This is a genomic window from Pantoea sp. Ep11b (assembly GCF_040783975.1).
In the GTDB taxonomy this organism is placed as follows: domain Bacteria; phylum Pseudomonadota; class Gammaproteobacteria; order Enterobacterales; family Enterobacteriaceae; genus Pantoea.
On sequence record NZ_CP160631.1, the window covers coordinates 3246451 to 3263650 of the forward strand.

General features: G+C 57.7%; 15 protein-coding genes. 9 read left to right on the plus strand and 6 right to left on the minus strand.

Translation table 11 applies throughout. The annotated features are described in order from the left end of the window. The first annotated feature begins 41 nt into the window (after positions 1–41). From ppk1 to mgtE, 5 genes are all read left to right on the plus strand, one after another. Entirely contained in the window at positions 42–2102 is a 2061-nt protein-coding gene (ppk1, locus tag AB1748_RS15200) for a polyphosphate kinase 1 (protein WP_293772886.1), read from the plus strand. A 5-nt stretch (positions 2103–2107) separates the two neighbouring features. Next, a complete protein-coding gene (gene ppx, locus AB1748_RS15205) occupies positions 2108–3634 on the plus strand; it encodes an exopolyphosphatase (protein ID WP_111142248.1) in 1527 nt (508 codons plus the stop codon). 41 nt (positions 3635–3675) lie between these two features. Continuing rightward, positions 3676–4290 (plus strand): tellurite resistance methyltransferase TehB, encoded by a 615-nt coding sequence (tehB, locus tag AB1748_RS15210; protein WP_111142249.1) that lies wholly within the window; start codon positions 3676–3678, stop codon positions 4288–4290. A gap of 100 nt (positions 4291–4390) precedes the next feature. Further along, positions 4391–4576 (plus strand): YfgG family protein, encoded by a 186-nt coding sequence (locus tag AB1748_RS15215; protein WP_111142250.1) that lies wholly within the window; start codon positions 4391–4393, stop codon positions 4574–4576. 123 nt (positions 4577–4699) lie between these two features. Then, on the plus strand, positions 4700–6133 hold the full coding sequence (gene mgtE / locus AB1748_RS15220; protein ID WP_111139165.1) for a magnesium transporter: 1434 nt from the start codon (positions 4700–4702) through the stop codon (positions 6131–6133). Here mgtE and AB1748_RS15225 read toward each other — a convergent pair whose 3' ends face one another. Continuing rightward, on the minus strand, positions 6134–6631 hold the full coding sequence (locus AB1748_RS15225) for an AlpA family transcriptional regulator (protein ID WP_293772890.1): 498 nt from the start codon (positions 6629–6631) through the stop codon (positions 6134–6136). A 20-nt stretch (positions 6632–6651) separates the two neighbouring features. Continuing rightward, positions 6652–6897 carry a hypothetical protein gene (locus AB1748_RS15230; RefSeq protein WP_367395691.1) on the minus strand — a complete coding sequence of 82 codons (246 nt, stop codon included), beginning with the start codon at positions 6895–6897 and terminating at the stop codon, positions 6652–6654. 194 nt (positions 6898–7091) lie between these two features. On the opposite strand from AB1748_RS15230, the gene AB1748_RS15235 reads away from it, so the two are divergent. Next, positions 7092–7271 (plus strand): DUF2158 domain-containing protein, encoded by a 180-nt coding sequence (locus AB1748_RS15235; RefSeq protein ID WP_293772896.1) that lies wholly within the window; start codon positions 7092–7094, stop codon positions 7269–7271. Positions 7272–7301: 30 nt separating this feature from the next. Here AB1748_RS15235 and AB1748_RS15240 read toward each other — a convergent pair whose 3' ends face one another. The 3 genes from AB1748_RS15240 to guaB all read right to left on the minus strand — a co-directional run bounded on the left by AB1748_RS15240 (position 7302) and on the right by guaB (position 11490). Further along, positions 7302–8075 (minus strand): DUF3750 domain-containing protein, encoded by a 774-nt coding sequence (locus AB1748_RS15240; protein WP_293772899.1) that lies wholly within the window; start codon positions 8073–8075, stop codon positions 7302–7304. A gap of 299 nt (positions 8076–8374) precedes the next feature. After that, the gene (guaA, locus tag AB1748_RS15245; RefSeq protein ID WP_111139160.1) at positions 8375–9955 is read right to left on the minus strand and encodes a glutamine-hydrolyzing GMP synthase; all 1581 of its coding nucleotides are present in this window, start codon (positions 9953–9955) and stop codon (positions 8375–8377) included. Positions 9956–10023: 68 nt separating this feature from the next. Further along, a complete protein-coding gene (guaB, locus tag AB1748_RS15250) occupies positions 10024–11490 on the minus strand; it encodes an IMP dehydrogenase (protein ID WP_111139159.1) in 1467 nt (488 codons plus the stop codon). A 168-nt stretch (positions 11491–11658) separates the two neighbouring features. On the opposite strand from guaB, the gene xseA reads away from it, so the two are divergent. From xseA to AB1748_RS15265, 3 genes are all read left to right on the plus strand, one after another. Continuing rightward, on the plus strand, positions 11659–13032 hold the full coding sequence (gene xseA / locus AB1748_RS15255) for an exodeoxyribonuclease VII large subunit (RefSeq protein ID WP_288476959.1): 1374 nt from the start codon (positions 11659–11661) through the stop codon (positions 13030–13032). 108 nt (positions 13033–13140) lie between these two features. Next, the gene (locus AB1748_RS15260; protein ID WP_111139158.1) at positions 13141–14154 is read left to right on the plus strand and encodes a M4 family metallopeptidase; all 1014 of its coding nucleotides are present in this window, start codon (positions 13141–13143) and stop codon (positions 14152–14154) included. Next, positions 14151–14483, plus strand: a complete 333-nt coding sequence (locus AB1748_RS15265) for a protealysin inhibitor emfourin (RefSeq protein ID WP_111139157.1) — start codon at positions 14151–14153, stop codon at positions 14481–14483. Before AB1748_RS15260 ends, AB1748_RS15265 begins: the two co-directional genes overlap by 4 nt. Before the next feature lie 40 nt (positions 14484–14523). Here AB1748_RS15265 and AB1748_RS15270 read toward each other — a convergent pair whose 3' ends face one another. After that, the gene (locus AB1748_RS15270) at positions 14524–16965 is read right to left on the minus strand and encodes a glucose/quinate/shikimate family membrane-bound PQQ-dependent dehydrogenase (protein WP_367395692.1); all 2442 of its coding nucleotides are present in this window, start codon (positions 16963–16965) and stop codon (positions 14524–14526) included. Between the last annotated feature and the right edge of the window lie 235 nt (positions 16966–17200).

Genomic DNA, 17200 nt, shown 5'->3' on the forward strand with positions numbered 1-17200 from the left:
ATACTGGATCTTCAGTCCTGCAACCGCTAAATGGAGTGAGAATGGGTCAGGTAAAGCTTTACATTGAAAAAGAATTAAGCTGGTTATCTTTTAATGAACGGGTTTTGCAGGAAGCCGCAGACAAAAGCAATCCACTGATTGAGCGGATGCGCTTTCTGGGCATCTACTCCAACAATCTCGACGAATTTTATAAAGTGCGGTTTGCCGATCTGAAACGCCGCATTCTGATTGGTGAAGAGCAGGGTTCCGCCAGTACGCCACGCCATCTGTTCAAGAAAATCCAGCAGCGGGTAATGAAGTCCGATCAGGAGTTTGATGCGCTCTATAACGAGCTGCTGCTGGAGATGGCGCGCAATCAGATCTTCCTGATCAACGAACGTCAGCTCTCCCTTAACCAGCAGGCGTGGCTGCGCCACTATTTCAAGCATGAACTGCGTCAGCATATCTCGCCGATTCTGATCACGCATGAAACCGATCTGACCGAATTTCTTAAAGATGATTACACCTACCTGGCGGTAGAGATTATTCGCGGTGACGACATCCGCTATGCGCTGCTGGAGATCCCGTCCGATAAGGTGCCGCGCTTTATTAACCTGCCGGCAGAGCCGCCGCGTCGCCGCAAGCCGATGATCCTGCTGGATAACATTCTGCGTTACTGCCTGGATGACATTTTCAAAGGTTTCTATGACTACGACGCGCTCAACGCCTATTCAATGAAAATGACGCGTGACGCGGAGTACGATCTGGTGACGGAGATGGAGTCCAGCCTGCTGGAGCTGATGTCCTCCAGCCTCAAACAACGTCTGACTGCAGAGCCGGTGCGCTTCGTCTATCAGCGCGATATGCCGGAGGCGATGGTCGAATTACTCTGCCACAAACTCTCTATCTCGAATTTTGACTCCATACTGCCGGGCGGCCGCTACCACAACTTCAAAGATTTTATCGGCTTCCCGAACGTCGGCAAAAACAACCTGATCAATCGACCGCTGCCGCAGATCCGTCACATCGGCTTCGATGGCTTCCGCAACGGCTTTGATGCGATTCGCAACCGCGACGTGCTGCTCTACTATCCCTATCACACCTTTGAACATGTGCTGGAACTGCTGCGTCAGGCGTCGTTTGACCCCAGCGTGCTGGCGATCAAGATCAACATCTACCGCGTTGCGAAACATTCGCGCATTATGGATGCGATGATCCATGCCGCCTATAACGGCAAAAAGGTTACGGTGGTGGTGGAGCTGCAGGCGCGCTTCGATGAAGAGGCCAATATCTACTGGGCCAAGCGCCTGACCGAAGCGGGCGTTCACGTTATCTTCTCCGCGCCGGGTCTGAAGATCCACGCCAAGCTGTTCCTGATCTCGCGCCGCGAAGGCGAAGAGATTGTGCGCTACGCGCATATCGGCACCGGTAACTTTAACGAGAAAACCGCGCGACTCTACACGGACTACTCCCTGCTGACGGCCGACGCGCGCATCACGAATGAGGTGCGCCGGGTCTTCAACTTCATTGAGAATCCCTACCGGCCCGTCACCTTCGATCACCTGATGGTGTCACCGCAGAACTCGCGCCGGATGCTCTATGAACTGATCGACACCGAAATCGCCAACGCCCAGCAGAATAAGCCTTCCGGCATTACTCTGAAAATCAACAATCTGGTGGACAAAGGGCTGGTTGATCGGCTTTATACAGCCTCCAGCGTGGGAGTGAAGGTGAATCTTCTGGTGCGCGGGATGTGCTCGCTGATCCCGGATCTGCCCGGGATCAGCGAAAATATTCGCGTCATCAGTATCGTTGACCGTTATCTGGAACACGATCGCGTCTATATTTTTGAGAATGGCGGCGATAAAAAGGTGTTCCTCTCCTCCGCTGACTGGATGACGCGTAACATCGATTACCGCATCGAAGTGGCCGTGGCGATCCTCGATCCCCGCATCCGGCAGCGCATACTCGACATTATTGCGATTCAGTTGAGTGATACGGTGAAAGCCCGCATCGTTGATAAAGAGCTGAGTAATCACTACGTCCAGCGCGGCAACCGTCGTAAAGTGCGCTCACAGCTGGCGATATATGATTACATCAAGAACCTGGAACAACCTGAATAAATCCTATGCCAATTTCTCATAAAAGTACGCCAAAACCCCAGGAGTTTGCGGCGATTGACCTGGGCTCGAACAGTTTCCACATGGTGATCGCGCGGGTTGTCGATGGTGCGATGCAGGTACTGGGGCGCCTTAAGCAGCGCGTTCACCTGGCTGATGGTCTGGATGCACAGCACAACCTCAGTGAGGAAGCGATGGAGCGCGGGCTGGCCTGTCTGGCCCTGTTCGCCGAGCGCCTGCAGGGGTTCAGCCCCAGCAACGTGACGATCGTCGGCACCCATACGCTGCGTGAAGCGGTGAACGCCGAAACCTTCCTGCAGCGCGCTGCCGAGGTGATCCCCTACCCTATCGAGGTGATTTCGGGCCATGAAGAGGCACGTCTGATCTTCATGGGCGTGGAGCACACGCAGCCGGAGAAAGGCCGTAAGCTGGTGATCGATATCGGCGGCGGCTCCACCGAGCTGGTCATTGGCGAGGATTTTGAACCCCAGCTGGTCGAGAGCCGCCGTATGGGTTGCGTCAGCTTCGCCCAGCTCTATTTCCCGAAAGGCGAAATCAGCCGTGAAAACTTCCGTCGAGCCCGTTTAGCGGCGGCGCAGAAACTGGAAACACTGGCGTGGCAATATCGTCTGCACGGCTGGCAGTATGCGCTGGGCGCCTCCGGAACCATCAAAGCCGCCTGCGAAGTGCTGCAGGCGATGGATGAGAAAGAGAAGCTGATTACGCCGGAGCGCCTCGACAAACTCTATGACGAGGTGATGAAACACAAATCCTTTGCGGCCCTGAGCCTGCCGGGCCTCTCCGAAGAGCGCAAAGGGGTGTTTGTGCCGGGGCTGGCAATTCTGTGTGGTGTGTTTGATGCGCTGGCGATTCGTGAGCTGCGCCTCTCCGACGGCGCGCTGCGTGAAGGCGTGCTGTATGAGATGGAAGGCCGTTTCCGTCATCAGGATATTCGCAGCCGGACCGCGCAGAGCCTGGCGAACCACTACGCCATTGACAGCGATCAGGCGCGTCGTGTGCTGGAAACCACCGAGCAGCTCTATCTGCAATGGCGCGAGCAGAACCCGAAACTGGCGAACCCGCAGCTGGCTGCCCTGCTGAAATGGGCGGCGATGCTGCATGAAGTGGGTCTGACCATCAATCACAGCGGCCTGCAACGCCACTCGGCCTATATCCTGCAAAATACTAATCTGCCAGGCTTCAATCAGGATCAGCAGATGCTGCTGGCGGCGCTGGTGAGATTCCACCGTAAAGCGGTGAAGCTTGATGAGCTGCCGCGCGTCACGCTGTTTAAGAAAAAGCAGTTTGTGCCGCTGATTTTCCTGCTGCGCCTGGGTACGCTGCTGAATAATCAGCGCCAGGCCACCACCCGTCCCGACTCCTTAACCCTGAAGTGTGATGATGGCCACTGGACGCTGGTTTTCCCGGCGGGCTACTTCAGTCAGAACAACCTGGTCCAGCTCGATCTTGAACGCGAGCAGGTTTACTGGAATGACGTCACGGGATGGAAACTGATCCTCGAAGAAGAAGCCTGATTACCCGGGCGCCTGGCGCCCTTTTAACTGAACTGAAGACGATGACACAACCAACCGCACCGATTTCAGGCGATAACTATTTCGCCGAAACCTATGGCCTGACGCCGCCCCACTCCGAAGTGGTGGCGGCGCTGCCTCAGCTGACCGTCGGCAAGGCACTTGATCTGGGCTGTGGCGTGGGCCGCAATACGCTGTTTCTGAACCAGCACGGTTTTGACGTTACGGCGTGGGATCATAACCCGCAGAGCCTGGCGCGCCTGCAGTCGATTATTGAGCAGGAGGCGCTCAGTGGCATTCATACTGAGCAGCGTGACCTGAATAATACCCGCTTCAATGGCGGCTTCGACTTTGTGCTGTCGACCGTGGTGATGATGTTTCTGCAGCCGCAGACCATCCCTCAGCTGATTGCCGATATGCAGGCCTGCACCGTCAGAAATGGGTATAACCTGATTGTTGCGGCGATGAACACGCCGGATATGCCCTGCCCGTCCGATTTCGCCTTTGCGTTTAAGTCGGGCGAACTCAGTCACTACTACCGCAACTGGCACATCGTAAAGTACAACGAGCATCCCGGCCAGCTGCATCGCACTGACGAAAATGGCAACCGCATTACCTGCCGTTTCGCTACGCTGCTGGCGCAGAAGGCGAGCTACTGATCTTTATTTGCTGTTTTTTTCTACAGCGATTGATTTCATCAGGCGACTGTGACTAAATATTGCAGTCGCCCTGCATGGGTCATCACAGGAACCACCCCGCGTGAACAGCGCTATTTCTCCCCGAAGACGTCAGAAAACCGGCACCATGACCCGTATTGTGTTGCTGATCAGTTTTATCATTCTTTTTAGCCGCCTGATTTTTATCCTGCCTGCTGCCTTTGAGCACCATCAGCAACAGAAAACGATCCCCGAGCCGGTTGTCATCACAACAGGTGATACGCGCTAACGAATCGTGATTTTTTCGCCTGAAATCTGAACATAATCCGGACAACCGGACGCATTTCTGCACCCCTTTTTCAGGCGAAACGCTACACTTCGTGCTGGTGCTTTCAGACTAAAGGGATAAATTGTGTCTGCCTCTCACTCTCAACGTTTAAGTGAAATACGTCATCGCATTCTGACGCTGCTGCTCAACGAGCACGATCTGGTTGATGCGCTGCTGGAGAAATCCGGCGATTTCAGCCCTGAGCAGCAACGTGAAAATGCGGCCCGGCGCGATGCGCTGGAACAGGACATTCTGCAACTGCACGCCGCTGACCTCGCAGATATTCTCGAAGCCTTGCCCGAGGAGGAACGTCAGGCGCTGTGGCGACTGGTGCCGAATGAACGGCGCGGCCATGTGCTGGTAGAAGCCTCTGAAACGGTCTGGGCCAGCCTCACCGAAGAGATGAGCGACCGCGATATCCTGCGTGCCATCCAGCCGCTGGACATCGACGATCAGGTCTGGCTGGCGCGTTATCTGCCTCGCGACCTGACCGGACGCCTGCTGGCGACCGTCGAGCCTGCGCTGCGTGCCCGTATGCTGAGCATGGTGCAGCTTGACCGTGACCGCGTGGGCCGGGTGATGGATTTCAATATTCTGACGGTGCGCGAAGATGTCACGCTGGCGACCGTGCAGCGTTTTCTGCGCAAGCGCAAAAGCATGCCTGGCGGTACCGATAAACTCTTTATTACCAATAAACAGAATCAGCTGCTGGGCGAGCTGATGCTGACCGATATCCTGCTCAACAAGCCTGCCACGCAGGTCAGCGACGTGATGAATCCGCGGCCGACCACCTTTCAGCTCAATGACAAAGCCGAAGATGCGGCCAGCGCCTTTGAACGTTATAACCTGATCTCTGCCGCCGTCACTGATGCAAAGGGCAAACTGATTGGCCGTGTCACCATCGAAGACATCATCGACCTGGTGAATGCCGAAAACGAAAGCAACATCCGTAAAATGGGCGGTATCAGTCAGGAAGAGGATGTCTTCGCGCCGGTCCGCAAATCGGTGCGTAAACGCTGGGCCTGGCTGGCTATCAACCTCTGTACCGCCTTTGTCGCCTCCCGGGTCATCGGCCTGTTTGAAGGCACCATTTCCCAGATCGTGGCTCTGGCAACGCTGATGCCGATCGTCGCCGGTATCGGCGGTAATACCGGCAACCAGACCATCACCATGATTGTGCGGGCGCTGGCCTTACATCAGGTTGAACCGGGTAACTTCTCGTTTCTGATCGTCCGTGAACTCGGCGTCGCGCTGATTAACGGCCTGTTCTGGGGCGGCATCATGGGCGCCATTACCTGGCTGATGTATGACAATATGGCGCTCGGCGGCGTGATGATGCTGGCGATGGCGCTGAATCTCCTGCTGGCCGCACTGATGGGCGTCCTGGTGCCGCTGGTCATGACCAAAATGAAGCGCGATCCGGCGGTGGGTTCCAGCGTCCTGATCACCGCGCTGACTGATACCGGCGGCTTCTTTATCTTCCTGGGTCTGGCAACACTTTTCCTGCTGCCGCACTGATCAGGCCTGTACGCCATAGCGTTGCAGCGACCCGCTGAGATTGCGCTGCCGGGTGACCCGGGCCAGCTCGCGGGTTGCGGCAGGCAGCGCATAGTCACCGCGCTGGCTCAACCACTCCAGCACATCTGACAGGTGCCAGATGGCGGTTTTGCCGTCATGCACTGGCAGCGGAAAGGGCGGACGATGGCTGAGCATCAGCTTGCGCATATTTTGCCGGGTCATGCCGACCATCTCTGCTACATCGGTTAAGCCGACGAAATCGGGTGCGGCCTCCACCAGCGTCGCGCCCGGGATGGCACGCTGCACATCCTCTTCCGCCTGAATCAGCGCCGCCGCTGCGGAGTCCGCTTCCCGGGTAAACTCCAGGGCGATCCGGCCTGGCATCCCCAGGCCGATCAGCGCATCATCACAGCCTGCCGCGGCCAGCGTTTCCAGCATCGCGTCTGCCGGCTCATGCCCGTCCGGCAGGCTGAACCGCAGTGTAAAACAATATTCCATATGCCTCTCCTTGTGCTGCATCAGGACTTCAGATAGTGACAGTTATCGACCACCCGCCGCAGTGCGCAGGCATGCTGATGTGCATTTCCGGGTGTGCTCCAGATACAGGTCAGACAAAATTCCCCGCATCGGCACGTCAGCAGATTTTTCGGGCAGTACATCTTTCTCCAGGCGTGATGGCCACTGGTAACCACCAGCCAGCCATGAGATTCGGCGTAACGCAAAGCCGTCTCGATCTCTTTGTTGGGATGCCGTTTCCTTGCCATATTTTTTCCCTAGCATGACGCTGAACTGAATAGTTGTCAACTGACAACTCAGTGAAAATATCTTCGTGCGGCTCAGCATGCGCAGACTTTTTCTCACAGTAAAACAGCCAGGGTATAAACTGGAAAACGGTACGCAAAAAATCATCAGTGCCACTTTTTACATGGCGTCATCAACAGCAAACAGCGGAGGCAGGATGTTTAAAGCAGAGGATTTTGTTCAGTCGAAAACCGGCGGCCCTAAAATGCAGGTGCTTCGGGTAGAAGGCGACACCCTGTGGTGTGCACGGGTGGATGATGCGACAAAGAAGGAGATTGAAGTCAAAGCAGACAGCGTCAACCTCTATCACGAAGAGGGTGACTTTGGCGTCTGCTGAAGTGAAATGGCCCCTGTCGGGGCCTGACCATCAGGGCTTATCCTGCTGAAGATTGTCATTGCCCAGCCCGCCAATGAACGGCAGCCGCAGCCGGAACGGCATGAAATCAAGCCCCATATTCAGCCCCAGCAGATTCACTTCAAACCCCTCTTCCGCGCCCAGCGTCACGCCCGCCACACCCAGAATCGACACCTGCACGCCGCGCCCGGAGGGTGGCAGCCCGACCGGACGCCACAGTGGCCGGTAATCTTTACCCAGCGCGTTGGCGGGCAGATCAAGCTTCAGAGCTGGCACTTCCCGGCCGATATGCGCCAGGAAGGTGTTGCTGTTCGGCCCTGGCCAGGCGTGGTAAGTGTTCGGCCACGGATAAGATTGAATCGCGGCCTCAATCTGCGGGATCATCGCCTGCGCTTCCGGCCCACGGTGATCCACCAGCAGCCTGGGTTTTGCGCCATACCAGTAGCCATCCGGCAGGTTAGTGTTGCGGCGAACTTTATCGCCGCTGCCCCAGCTGATCACTTCATAGCGCGTGTAGCGCGTTTCACCGGCACGTTTGAAGATGATCCAGGGATGCACCGCTACCCGCCCTTTCCAGCCATAGGTCGGCGCGGCGTAGACCTGAACGATAGCCAGGCTGTATAGCGCGCGCGGGTCGGGCGCAATGCCGGCCGAATCGCGGCGGGCCGTTGCCCAGCCGCCCGACTCTGCGGTTTCGCCGTGACGCGTCGCCTGCGCGATGCTGGCACCCAGCGACAGCAGCAGTACGGCAACAAAAAACAGGCTGAACACTTTCAGTGAGAGCATGACAACATTCCTGATGGCGTAAGGATCACGAAGCGCCCGATCAGCAGGCATTTCAGTAAGCGGCTTGAGGATACGGATTATCAAAGCGGCGGATAAAAGCGGGACACAACAAGTGGCAGGTGCAGGCTTTTACTGCAGGGAGAATAGCGTATTTCCTGGCAAAGTGAACAGAAAACCGTCAGTGGCCGGTGTGGATGTGCTGAAAGGTTAAAACGGGCGTGGCGGGAGATTAAGCCGGTAAAAAAGCCCGCGGGTCTGCGGGCTTCAAAAGGGTCAGGCGTTAATCCGCCGGTGAGGGATTATTCCCACTCAATCGTTGCCGGTGGCTTACCGCTGATGTCATACACCACGCGGGAGATACCGTCGACTTCGTTGATGATGCGGTTAGAGACACGGCCCAGGAACTCATACGGCAGGTGCGCCCAGTGAGCAGTCATAAAGTCGATGGTTTCCACCGCACGCAGCGAGACAACCCAGTCATATTTGCGACCATCGCCCATCACACCAACCGAACGGACCGGCAGGAAGACGGTGAATGCCTGGCTGACTTTGTTGTAGAGATCCGCTTTGTGCAGCTCTTCGATGAAGATGGCATCGGCACGACGCAGCAGGTCGCAATACTCTTTCTTCACTTCGCCCAGCACACGCACGCCCAGACCCGGACCCGGGAAGGGATGACGGAACAGCATGTCATACGGCAGGCCCAGCTCCAGACCAATCTTGCGCACTTCATCTTTGAACAGCTCTTTCAGCGGCTCAACCAGGCCCATCTTCATCTCTTTCGGCAGGCCACCGACGTTGTGGTGCGATTTAATGACGTGCGCTTTACCGGTGGCCGACGCCGCCGACTCAATCACGTCAGGGTAGATGGTGCCCTGCGCCAGCCACTTCACGTCCTGCAGCTTCAGCGCCTCTTCGTCGAACACTTCCACAAAGACGCGACCGATGGTTTTACGCTTCGCTTCCGGATCGTCGATGCCAGCCAGCGCGTCCAGGAAGCGCATTTCGGCCGGGACATGGATGATGTTCAGACCAAAGTGGTCGCCGAACATATCCATCACCTGCTGTGCTTCATTCAGGCGCAGCAGGCCGTTGTCCACAAATACGCAGGTCAGACGGTCGCCGATCGCACGATGCAGCAGCATCGCGGTTACGGAGGAGTCCACACCGCCGGACAGACCGAGGATCACTTTGTCGTTGCCCACCTGCTCACGCAGGCGCTCAACCGCATCTTCGATGATTTTGGCGGGCGTCCACAGGGCTTCACATTCACAGATGTCGATGATGAAGCGCTCCAGCATCCGCAGACCCTGGCGGGTATGGGTGACTTCCGGGTGGAACTGCACGCCGTAGAAGCGCTTCTCTTCGTTGGCCATGATGGCAAACGGACAGGTTTCTGTGCTGGCAACGGTCACGAAGTCTGCCGGGATAGCCGTGACTTTGTCACCGTGGCTCATCCAGACATCCAGCAGCGGTTTACCGGCGGCGCTTATCGCATCTTCGATATCACGAACCAGGGCGCTTGGCGTGGTCACTTCCACCTGCGCATAACCAAACTCACGCTCGGTTGAGCCCGCCACTTTACCGCCCAGCTGCATCGCCATGGTCTGCATACCGTAACAGACGCCCAGCACCGGCACGCCCGCGTTGAAAACATATTCAGGCGCGCGCGGGCTGTTCAGCTCGGTGGTGCTTTCCGGACCACCGGAAAGGATGATGCCGCTTGGGTTGAACTGGCGGATCTGCTCTTCGGTGACATCCCATGCCCAGAGTTCACAATAGACGCCGAGTTCGCGCACGCGGCGTGCGACCAGCTGAGTATATTGTGAGCCGAAATCGAGAATCAGAATGCGGTGCTTATGGATATTTTCCGTCGTCATTGAGGGTTTTCCAGAACGGTGACTTGAACAATAAAAGCGCCCGGCTAAAGCCGGGCGGGAAATCGGGATTATGAACCCATGCGGTAGTTCGGTGACTCTTTGGTGATGGTCACATCATGCACATGGCTCTCATTGATGCCCGCGCCGCTGATGCGGACAAACTCCGCTTTGGTACGCAGGTCGTTAATGGTCGGGCAACCGGTCAGGCCCATGCACGAACGCAGTCCGCCCATCTGCTGATGAACGATCTCTTTCAGACGGCCTTTATAGGCTACGCGGCCTTCGATACCTTCCGGCACCAGTTTGTCGGCAGCGTTATCGGTCTGGAAGTAGCGGTCAGATGAGCCTTTGGACATCGCGCCCAGTGAACCCATACCGCGATACGATTTGAATGCACGGCCCTGATAAAGTTCGATCTCACCCGGAGACTCTTCGGTTCCTGCCAGCATCGAACCGACCATCACACAGGATGCGCCAGCAGCGATCGCTTTCGCGATGTCACCAGAGAAGCGGATACCGCCATCGGCAATCACCGGAATCCCGGTGCCTTCCAGCGCGGCGACGGCATCAGAAACGGCCGTGATTTGCGGTACACCCACGCCGGTCACGATACGGGTCGTACAGATAGAGCCTGGGCCGATACCTACTTTCACCGCGCTCACGCCCGCTTCAACCAGCGCCAGTGCGCCCGCACCGGTCGCCACGTTACCGCCAACGATCTCCAGATCGGGATATTTTGCACGGGTTTCACGGATACGTGACAGCACGCCTTCGGAGTGGCCGTGAGAAGAGTCAATCAGCAGCACGTCAACGCCCGCCGCGACCAGCGCATCGATACGCTCTTCGTTACCGGCACCCGCACCGACAGCCGCACCGACGCGCAGACGACCCTGCGCATCTTTACAGGCATTAGGTTTACGTTCGGCTTTCTGGAAATCTTTAACGGTGATCATGCCCAGCAGGTGGAAGCTGTCATCCACCACCAGCGCTTTCTCGACACGTTTTTCATGCATTTTGTGCAGAACAACGTCGCGCGCCTCGCCTTCTTTCACCGTGACCAGGCGATCTTTCGGGGTCATGACGGCAGAAACAGGCTGAGAAAGATCGGTCACAAAGCGCACGTCACGACCGGTGATGATCCCCACCAGTTCGTTGTCGCCGTTCACCACCGGATAGCCCGCAAAGCCATTACGCTCGGTCAGCGCTTTGACGTCAGACAGCGGCGTGGTCGGCAGAACGGTCTGCGGTTCGGTAACGACGCCGCTCTCGTGCTTCTTCACCTTGCGCACTTCATCTGCCTGGCGTTCGATTGACATGTTTTTATGGATGAAGCCCAGACCGCCTTCCTGTGCCAGCGCAATCGCCAGGCCCGCTTCGGTTACGGTGTCCATGGCGGCGGAGAGCATCGGAATATTTAAACGGATATTTTTGGTCAGCTGCGTGCTGAGGTCGGCCGTGTTTGGCAGGACGGTGGAGTGAGCAGGAACGAGCAGAACGTCGTCAAAAGTGAGTGCTTCTTTAGCGATTCTTAACATGGCAATACTCCACCTCGGGTGATTGAGATTAGATAAAATATTGCCGCGGCATTATACAGGCCGTAATCGATTGCCTCCACTATTTTTTAAGAAAAACTCTTGATCCGCTCTGGCAGGACTGTAGTATCGATGAATTAACCTCCTGATTTGGAATTTGATCTTCGTCACATGTCGCTGCCACCGATCGCCAATATTTTTACCGTCAGCCGCCTTAATACGACAGTGCGTCAGCTGCTGGAGAAAGAGATGGGCCTGGTCTGGATCAGCGCCGAGATCTCCAATTTCACCCAGCCGGCATCCGGTCACTGGTACTTCACGCTGAAAGATGATGGCGCGCAGGTTCGCTGTGCCATGTTCCGCAACAGCAACCGCCGCGTGACTTTCCGGCCTCAGCATGGTCAGCAGGTGCTGGTCCGCGCCAATATCACACTCTATGAGCCGCGCGGCGACTACCAGCTGATTGCCGAAAGTATGCATCCGGCGGGCGAAGGTCTGCTGCAGCAGCAGTTTGAACTGCTGAAGGCAAAGCTGGCAACCGAGGGTCTGTTCGAGCCACAGCACAAGCAACCGCTGCCGGACCCGGCGCGTCAGGTCGGGGTGATCACCTCCTCTACCGGCGCGGCGCTGCATGATGTGTTGCGCGTGCTGCATCGTCGCGATCCCTCCCTGCCCGTTGTAATCTATCCCACCGTGGTTCAGGGCGTTGATGCCCCGGCGGCTATCGTCCGGGCGATCGAAATCGCGAACCTGCGCAATGAATGCGACGTGTTAATTGTCGGTCGCGGCGGCGGATCGCTGGAAGATTTGTGGAGCTTTAACGACGAACGCGTCGCGCGCGCCATCTTTGCCAGCCGCATTCCCATCGTCAGCGCGGTCGGCCATGAAACGGACGTGACCATTGCCGACTTTGTGGCGGATCTGCGTGCGCCCACCCCCTCCGCCGCGGCCGAGCTGGTCAGCCGGAATCAGGTTGAGCTGCTGCGTCAGTTACAGTCGCAGCAGCAGCGGCTGGAGATGGCGATGGATTACTATCTGGCCCGCCAGCAGCGGCTCTACAGTCGTCTGGAGCATCGCCTGCAACAGCAGCATCCTCAGCTGCGCCTGGCCCGCCAGCAGACGGCCCTGTTCCGTCTGCAGCAGCGTCTGGGTGAGGCGATGGAAAATCGTCTGCGCCACGCCACGCGCCAGCAGGATCGTCTGCTCCATCGCCTCAGCGCGCAGCAGCCGCAGCAGCGTCTGTTTGAGGCGCAGAAACAGCTGCAGAGCTGGCACTATCGCCTGCAGCAGAGCATGGAAAAACAGCTGAACAGCCGCAAACAGATCTTTGGTCAGCGGGTCGCTCAGCTGGAAGGCGTCAGTCCGCTGGCCACGCTGGCGCGAGGGTTCAGCGTGACCACCGACACCGCCGGTCAGGTGGTGAAAAACACCGGACAGCTTCAGAGCGGCGACCTGCTGCGCACCCGTCTTGATGATGGCTGGGTGGAAAGCCAGGTCACGCAGTTAGTGCCCGAGAAAAAACGCCGCCGCAAAAACCTCGCCTGATTCCGCCGCCCTGCCCGCTTCTCTGATTAACGCTGGCCTCACGGATGAGGCCCATCCAGCCTGAGGGTCTATACTTTCTGGACCATTCCTGATGCCAAGGAGTCTCACATGGCTTACTGCGTTATTCCTCCCTATATCCTTCGTAAGATCATCGCTCACGGTTCCGGCCATCAGCAGGAGCAGGCGCGCCGCACCCTGACCCACGTTCAGCACCTGATGGCCGAACACTGGCAGAAGCCGGCAGTGGCAAAAACGGCCGCAGGCGGTCATGTGGATCGTGAAATTTATGATGCCCAGCGCCAGCAGACCCTGCCGGGTAAGCTGATCCGCCAGGAGGGCCAGCCGGGCAATGACGACGTGGCGGCGGATGAAGCCTGGGACTATCTGGGCGTGACCTACGATTTCTTCTGGCAGGCGTATCAGCGTAACTCGCTGGATGGTCAGGGCCTTAAGCTGCCGGGTACCATCCACTACGGTGATAAGTATCAGAACGCCTTCTGGAACGGTCAGCAGATGGTCTTTGGCGATGGTGACGGCGAGATCTTCAATCGCTTCACGATTGCGATCGACGTGGTGGCACATGAGCTGGCCCACGGCGTCACGGAAAATGAAGCCGGGCTGATCTATTTCGAGCAGGCGGGCGCGCTGAACGAATCGCTGTCCGATGTCTTTGGCTCGCTGGTGAAGCAGTTCAGTAAAAAACAGCGTGCCGATGAGGCGGACTGGATTATCGGCGAAGGTCTGCTGGCAAAAGGGATTAACGGGCGTGGCCTGCGATCCATGTCTGATCCGGGCACCGCCTATGATGACCCGATGCTGGGCAAAGACCCACAGCCTGCGCATATGGATCACTATGTGAAAACGCGCGAGGATAATGGCGGCGTGCATATCAACTCCGGCATTCCTAACCGCGCGTTCTATCTGGCGGCCACGGCGCTGGGCGGCTATGCATGGGAACAGGCGGGTTACGCCTGGTATGACACCCTGTGTGACGATGAACTCCCGCAGGATGCGGACTTCAAAACCTTTGCCCGCTTCACGGTTCAGCACGGCGAAAAACGGTTTAATCAGTCGGTCAGCGGGGCGATTGAACAGGCGTGGAAGGAGGTTGGCGTGCTATGAGTGACCTGCCCGAACTTACCGATGATGCTACCGTCGTCGTCGCACGGGAAGGCGGCATGGCTTTTATTCCGGGGCTGCGCGCCGAGCGGCGCTTTATGCTGGGCGAACTGCCTCCGCCTGAGAAGCAGCGGGTCTGTCACGCGCTGGAGCAGGCCATGCCACTGGGTGAACCCGAGGAGAAGGCCGCACAGGTGGGCAGCGGCGACCAGCGCTATTTCCGCATTCAGATTCAGTATGCGACCCGTCGTGAGTCCGGCACCATCGTGCTGCTGATTCCGGAACAGGTGGCGCCGCCTGAACTGCAGGCGCTCTGGCGTGACGGGAAATAAAAAAAGGGCCGACAGTGTCGGCCCTTTTGCTTGCTGGTCGTTATCTGCTGTCTGGCAGCGCGTAAGCAATCACATAGTCACCCCGGTCCGGTGACTGGCGTGCGCCACCCGCTGAGATCACAATGTACTGCTTGCCATCTTTTGGTGAGACGTAGCTCATCGGGCCACCCTGACTGCCGACCGGCAGACGTGCTTTCCACACCTCTTTACCGGTTGAGGCATCAAAGGCGCGCAGATAGTAATCCTGCGTACCGGCGATGAACACCAGGCCACCCTGAGTTGCCAGCGTACCGCCCAGCGTTGGCATACCGATTGGCATTTTCATGCGCATCTTGATGCCAAACGGGCCGGTATCCTGCACCGTGCCGACCGGAACCTGCCAGACGATTTTCTGGGTTTTCATATCGATCGCTGACAGCGTACCGAATGGCGGTTTCTGACAGGGGATGCCCAGCGGTGACATAAAGCGGTTTTTGTTCACCGCATAAGGCGTGCCTTTCAGCGGAACCGCGCCCATACCGGTGTTGATCGCTTCACCGCCGTTGCTGCCGCGCGCCGTGTTGCGGGTATCCGCCGGGATCATCTGCACCCACAGGCCCAGACGCATGTCATTGACGAACAGCAGATGGTTGTTCGGATCCATCGACATGCTGCCCCAGTTCATTCCCCCCAGCGAACCCGGGAAGCTCAGAGACTTGTCGGTATCCGGTACGGTGAACAGGCCGTTGTAGCGCATTGATTTGAAACCAATGCGGCACGCCAGCTGATCAAACGGCGTTGCGCCCCACATGTCAGACTCTTTCAGCGTCTGGTTGCCAATCTGCGGCATGCCGGTGGAGTGTGGCTGAGTTTTGGTGTACTGCTCGTTCGGAATATGACCCTGGGGCATCGGCAGCTCTTCGACTTTGGTCAGCGGCTTGCCGGTCATACGGTCAAGCACGAAGATCATGCCGGTTTTGCCGCCAATCACCACCGCTGGCGTGGTGCTGCCATCCTTCTGCGGGAAGTCGATCAGGCTTGGCTGCATCGGCAGGTCGAAGTCCCACAGATCGTTATGAACGGTCTGATAGACCCATTTCTCTTTGCCGGTGGTGGCATCCAGCGCCAGAACCGACGCACCATATTTGTGATCCAGTTCGGTACGGTTTGCGCCCCAGAGGTCAACCGACGAGCTGCCCATCGGAATAAACACGGTGTTCATTTCCGGGTCGTAAGACATCGGTGCCCAGGAGTTCGGCGTACTGCGGGTGTAATCTTTGCCTGGCATCAGGATCGCATTCGGATCCACGTTGCCCGGGTCAAACGCCCAGCGCATCTGGCCGGTGATGACGTCGAAGCCACGCAGGACCCCACCCGGCATGTCTGTCTGCACGTTGTCGGCAACACGACCGCCGACCACCACGGTGGTGCCCGCCAGGGTTGGCGCGGACGTCAGCTGATACTGCGGATCCGGCGCCTGACCCAGGCCCGCTTTGAGATCGACAATGCCGTGATTACCAAAGTTTTCGCAGAACTCACCGTTATCCGCGTTGATGGCAATCAGACGCGCATCGATGGTGTTCATCAGGATACGGCGCTGACAGCTGTCGCCGGCGGGCAGCACAGCGGCAGGCACCGGGGTGGTGTCAGGCTTGTCTGGCTGCTGCAGCGGTTTGGTCGCATCAAAGTAGGCCAGACCACGGCAGCGTGGCCAGACTTCCGCCTGAGCGTTGATTTCGCGTTTCCAGATCTGCTTACCGGTATTAGCTTCAACGGCGATGACGTTGTTGTGCGGCGTGCAGAGGTAAAGCGTGTTGCCGACCTGCAGAGGGGTCTGCTGATCTTCTGCACCGTTACCGGTCGGGCTGATTGGGGTATCGCCGGTGCGGAAGGTCCAGGCCACCTGCAGATCTTTCACGTTGTCGCGGGTGATCTGATCCAGCGCGACGAAGCGGCTGCCCTGAGGGGTGTTACCGTAGTTGTCCCAGTCTTTCTGCTGTTTTGCCTTATCCACCGGGATCAGCGGCAGCTCTTCGCCTGTACCTGCCACGGTCGGGTGCGGCTGGAACATCTGCACCAGGGTCACCACCATGCCGGCTGCCAGCAGCGCAGAGAAGAGATAAGCGGGTTTTGCCAGTGCGTGCTTACCTTCCTGCCTGCGCAGTGAAGGCCAGATCAGGAAGGCCAGCAGCGTCAGTCCGGCAGGCACCATCAGACGGGAGACCAGCGGCCAGAACTCCAGACCCGCGTCGAACAGCGACCAGATGAGGGTGCCGACGAAGACCAGCAGGAACAGAATCGCTGCCGACGATTTGCGGCGGAAGAACTGAATTGCGGAGAGGATCGTGACGATACCCGCAATTAAAAAGTACCAGCTGCCGCCAAGGGCGACCAGTTTGCCGCCGCCGATGGCAAAAAACAGACCGGTGGCAAGCAGCACCAGCCCTAGCAGCACGGATGCAATTCCCAGCCCCTTTCCGGAGCGGGAGGATGTTTCAGCCATAACACTTACTCTCCTGAATAAACAGAGCGACCGGACAGGACGCATCCTGACTCTGCCGCGCGATTAGCGCTGCACAGAGCGTTGCTCAGTTTCAAATCGAATATAAACAGACCCGCGTCCGTGAGTTTCTGTGGGCCGGAAGAGCATGAATTGCGCTGCCTCTCCCACGACGCGGCAGGATTGTACCACCTGGTACATTACAGAGTGAACATATACAACGCATTTGTTACGACGC

Coding starts and splice junctions, on each gene's coding strand:
- ppk1 (WP_293772886.1), top strand. CDS start 42: ATGGGTCAGGTAAAGCTTTACATTGAAAAAGAATTAAGCTGGTTATCT.
- ppx (WP_111142248.1), top strand. CDS start 2,108: ATGCCAATTTCTCATAAAAGTACGCCAAAACCCCAGGAGTTTGCGGCG.
- tehB (WP_111142249.1), top strand. CDS start 3,676: ATGACACAACCAACCGCACCGATTTCAGGCGATAACTATTTCGCCGAA.
- AB1748_RS15225 (WP_293772890.1), bottom strand. CDS start 6,631: ATGGAATATTGTTTTACACTGCGGTTCAGCCTGCCGGACGGGCATGAG.
- AB1748_RS15230 (WP_367395691.1), bottom strand. CDS start 6,897: ATGGCAAGGAAACGGCATCCCAACAAAGAGATCGAGACGGCTTTGCGT.
- AB1748_RS15235 (WP_293772896.1), top strand. CDS start 7,092: ATGTTTAAAGCAGAGGATTTTGTTCAGTCGAAAACCGGCGGCCCTAAA.
- AB1748_RS15240 (WP_293772899.1), bottom strand. CDS start 8,075: ATGCTCTCACTGAAAGTGTTCAGCCTGTTTTTTGTTGCCGTACTGCTG.
- guaA (WP_111139160.1), bottom strand. CDS start 9,955: ATGACGACGGAAAATATCCATAAGCACCGCATTCTGATTCTCGATTTC.
- guaB (WP_111139159.1), bottom strand. CDS start 11,490: ATGTTAAGAATCGCTAAAGAAGCACTCACTTTTGACGACGTTCTGCTC.
- xseA (WP_288476959.1), top strand. CDS start 11,659: ATGTCGCTGCCACCGATCGCCAATATTTTTACCGTCAGCCGCCTTAAT.
- AB1748_RS15260 (WP_111139158.1), top strand. CDS start 13,141: ATGGCTTACTGCGTTATTCCTCCCTATATCCTTCGTAAGATCATCGCT.
- AB1748_RS15265 (WP_111139157.1), top strand. CDS start 14,151: ATGAGTGACCTGCCCGAACTTACCGATGATGCTACCGTCGTCGTCGCA.
- AB1748_RS15270 (WP_367395692.1), bottom strand. CDS start 16,965: ATGGCTGAAACATCCTCCCGCTCCGGAAAGGGGCTGGGAATTGCATCC.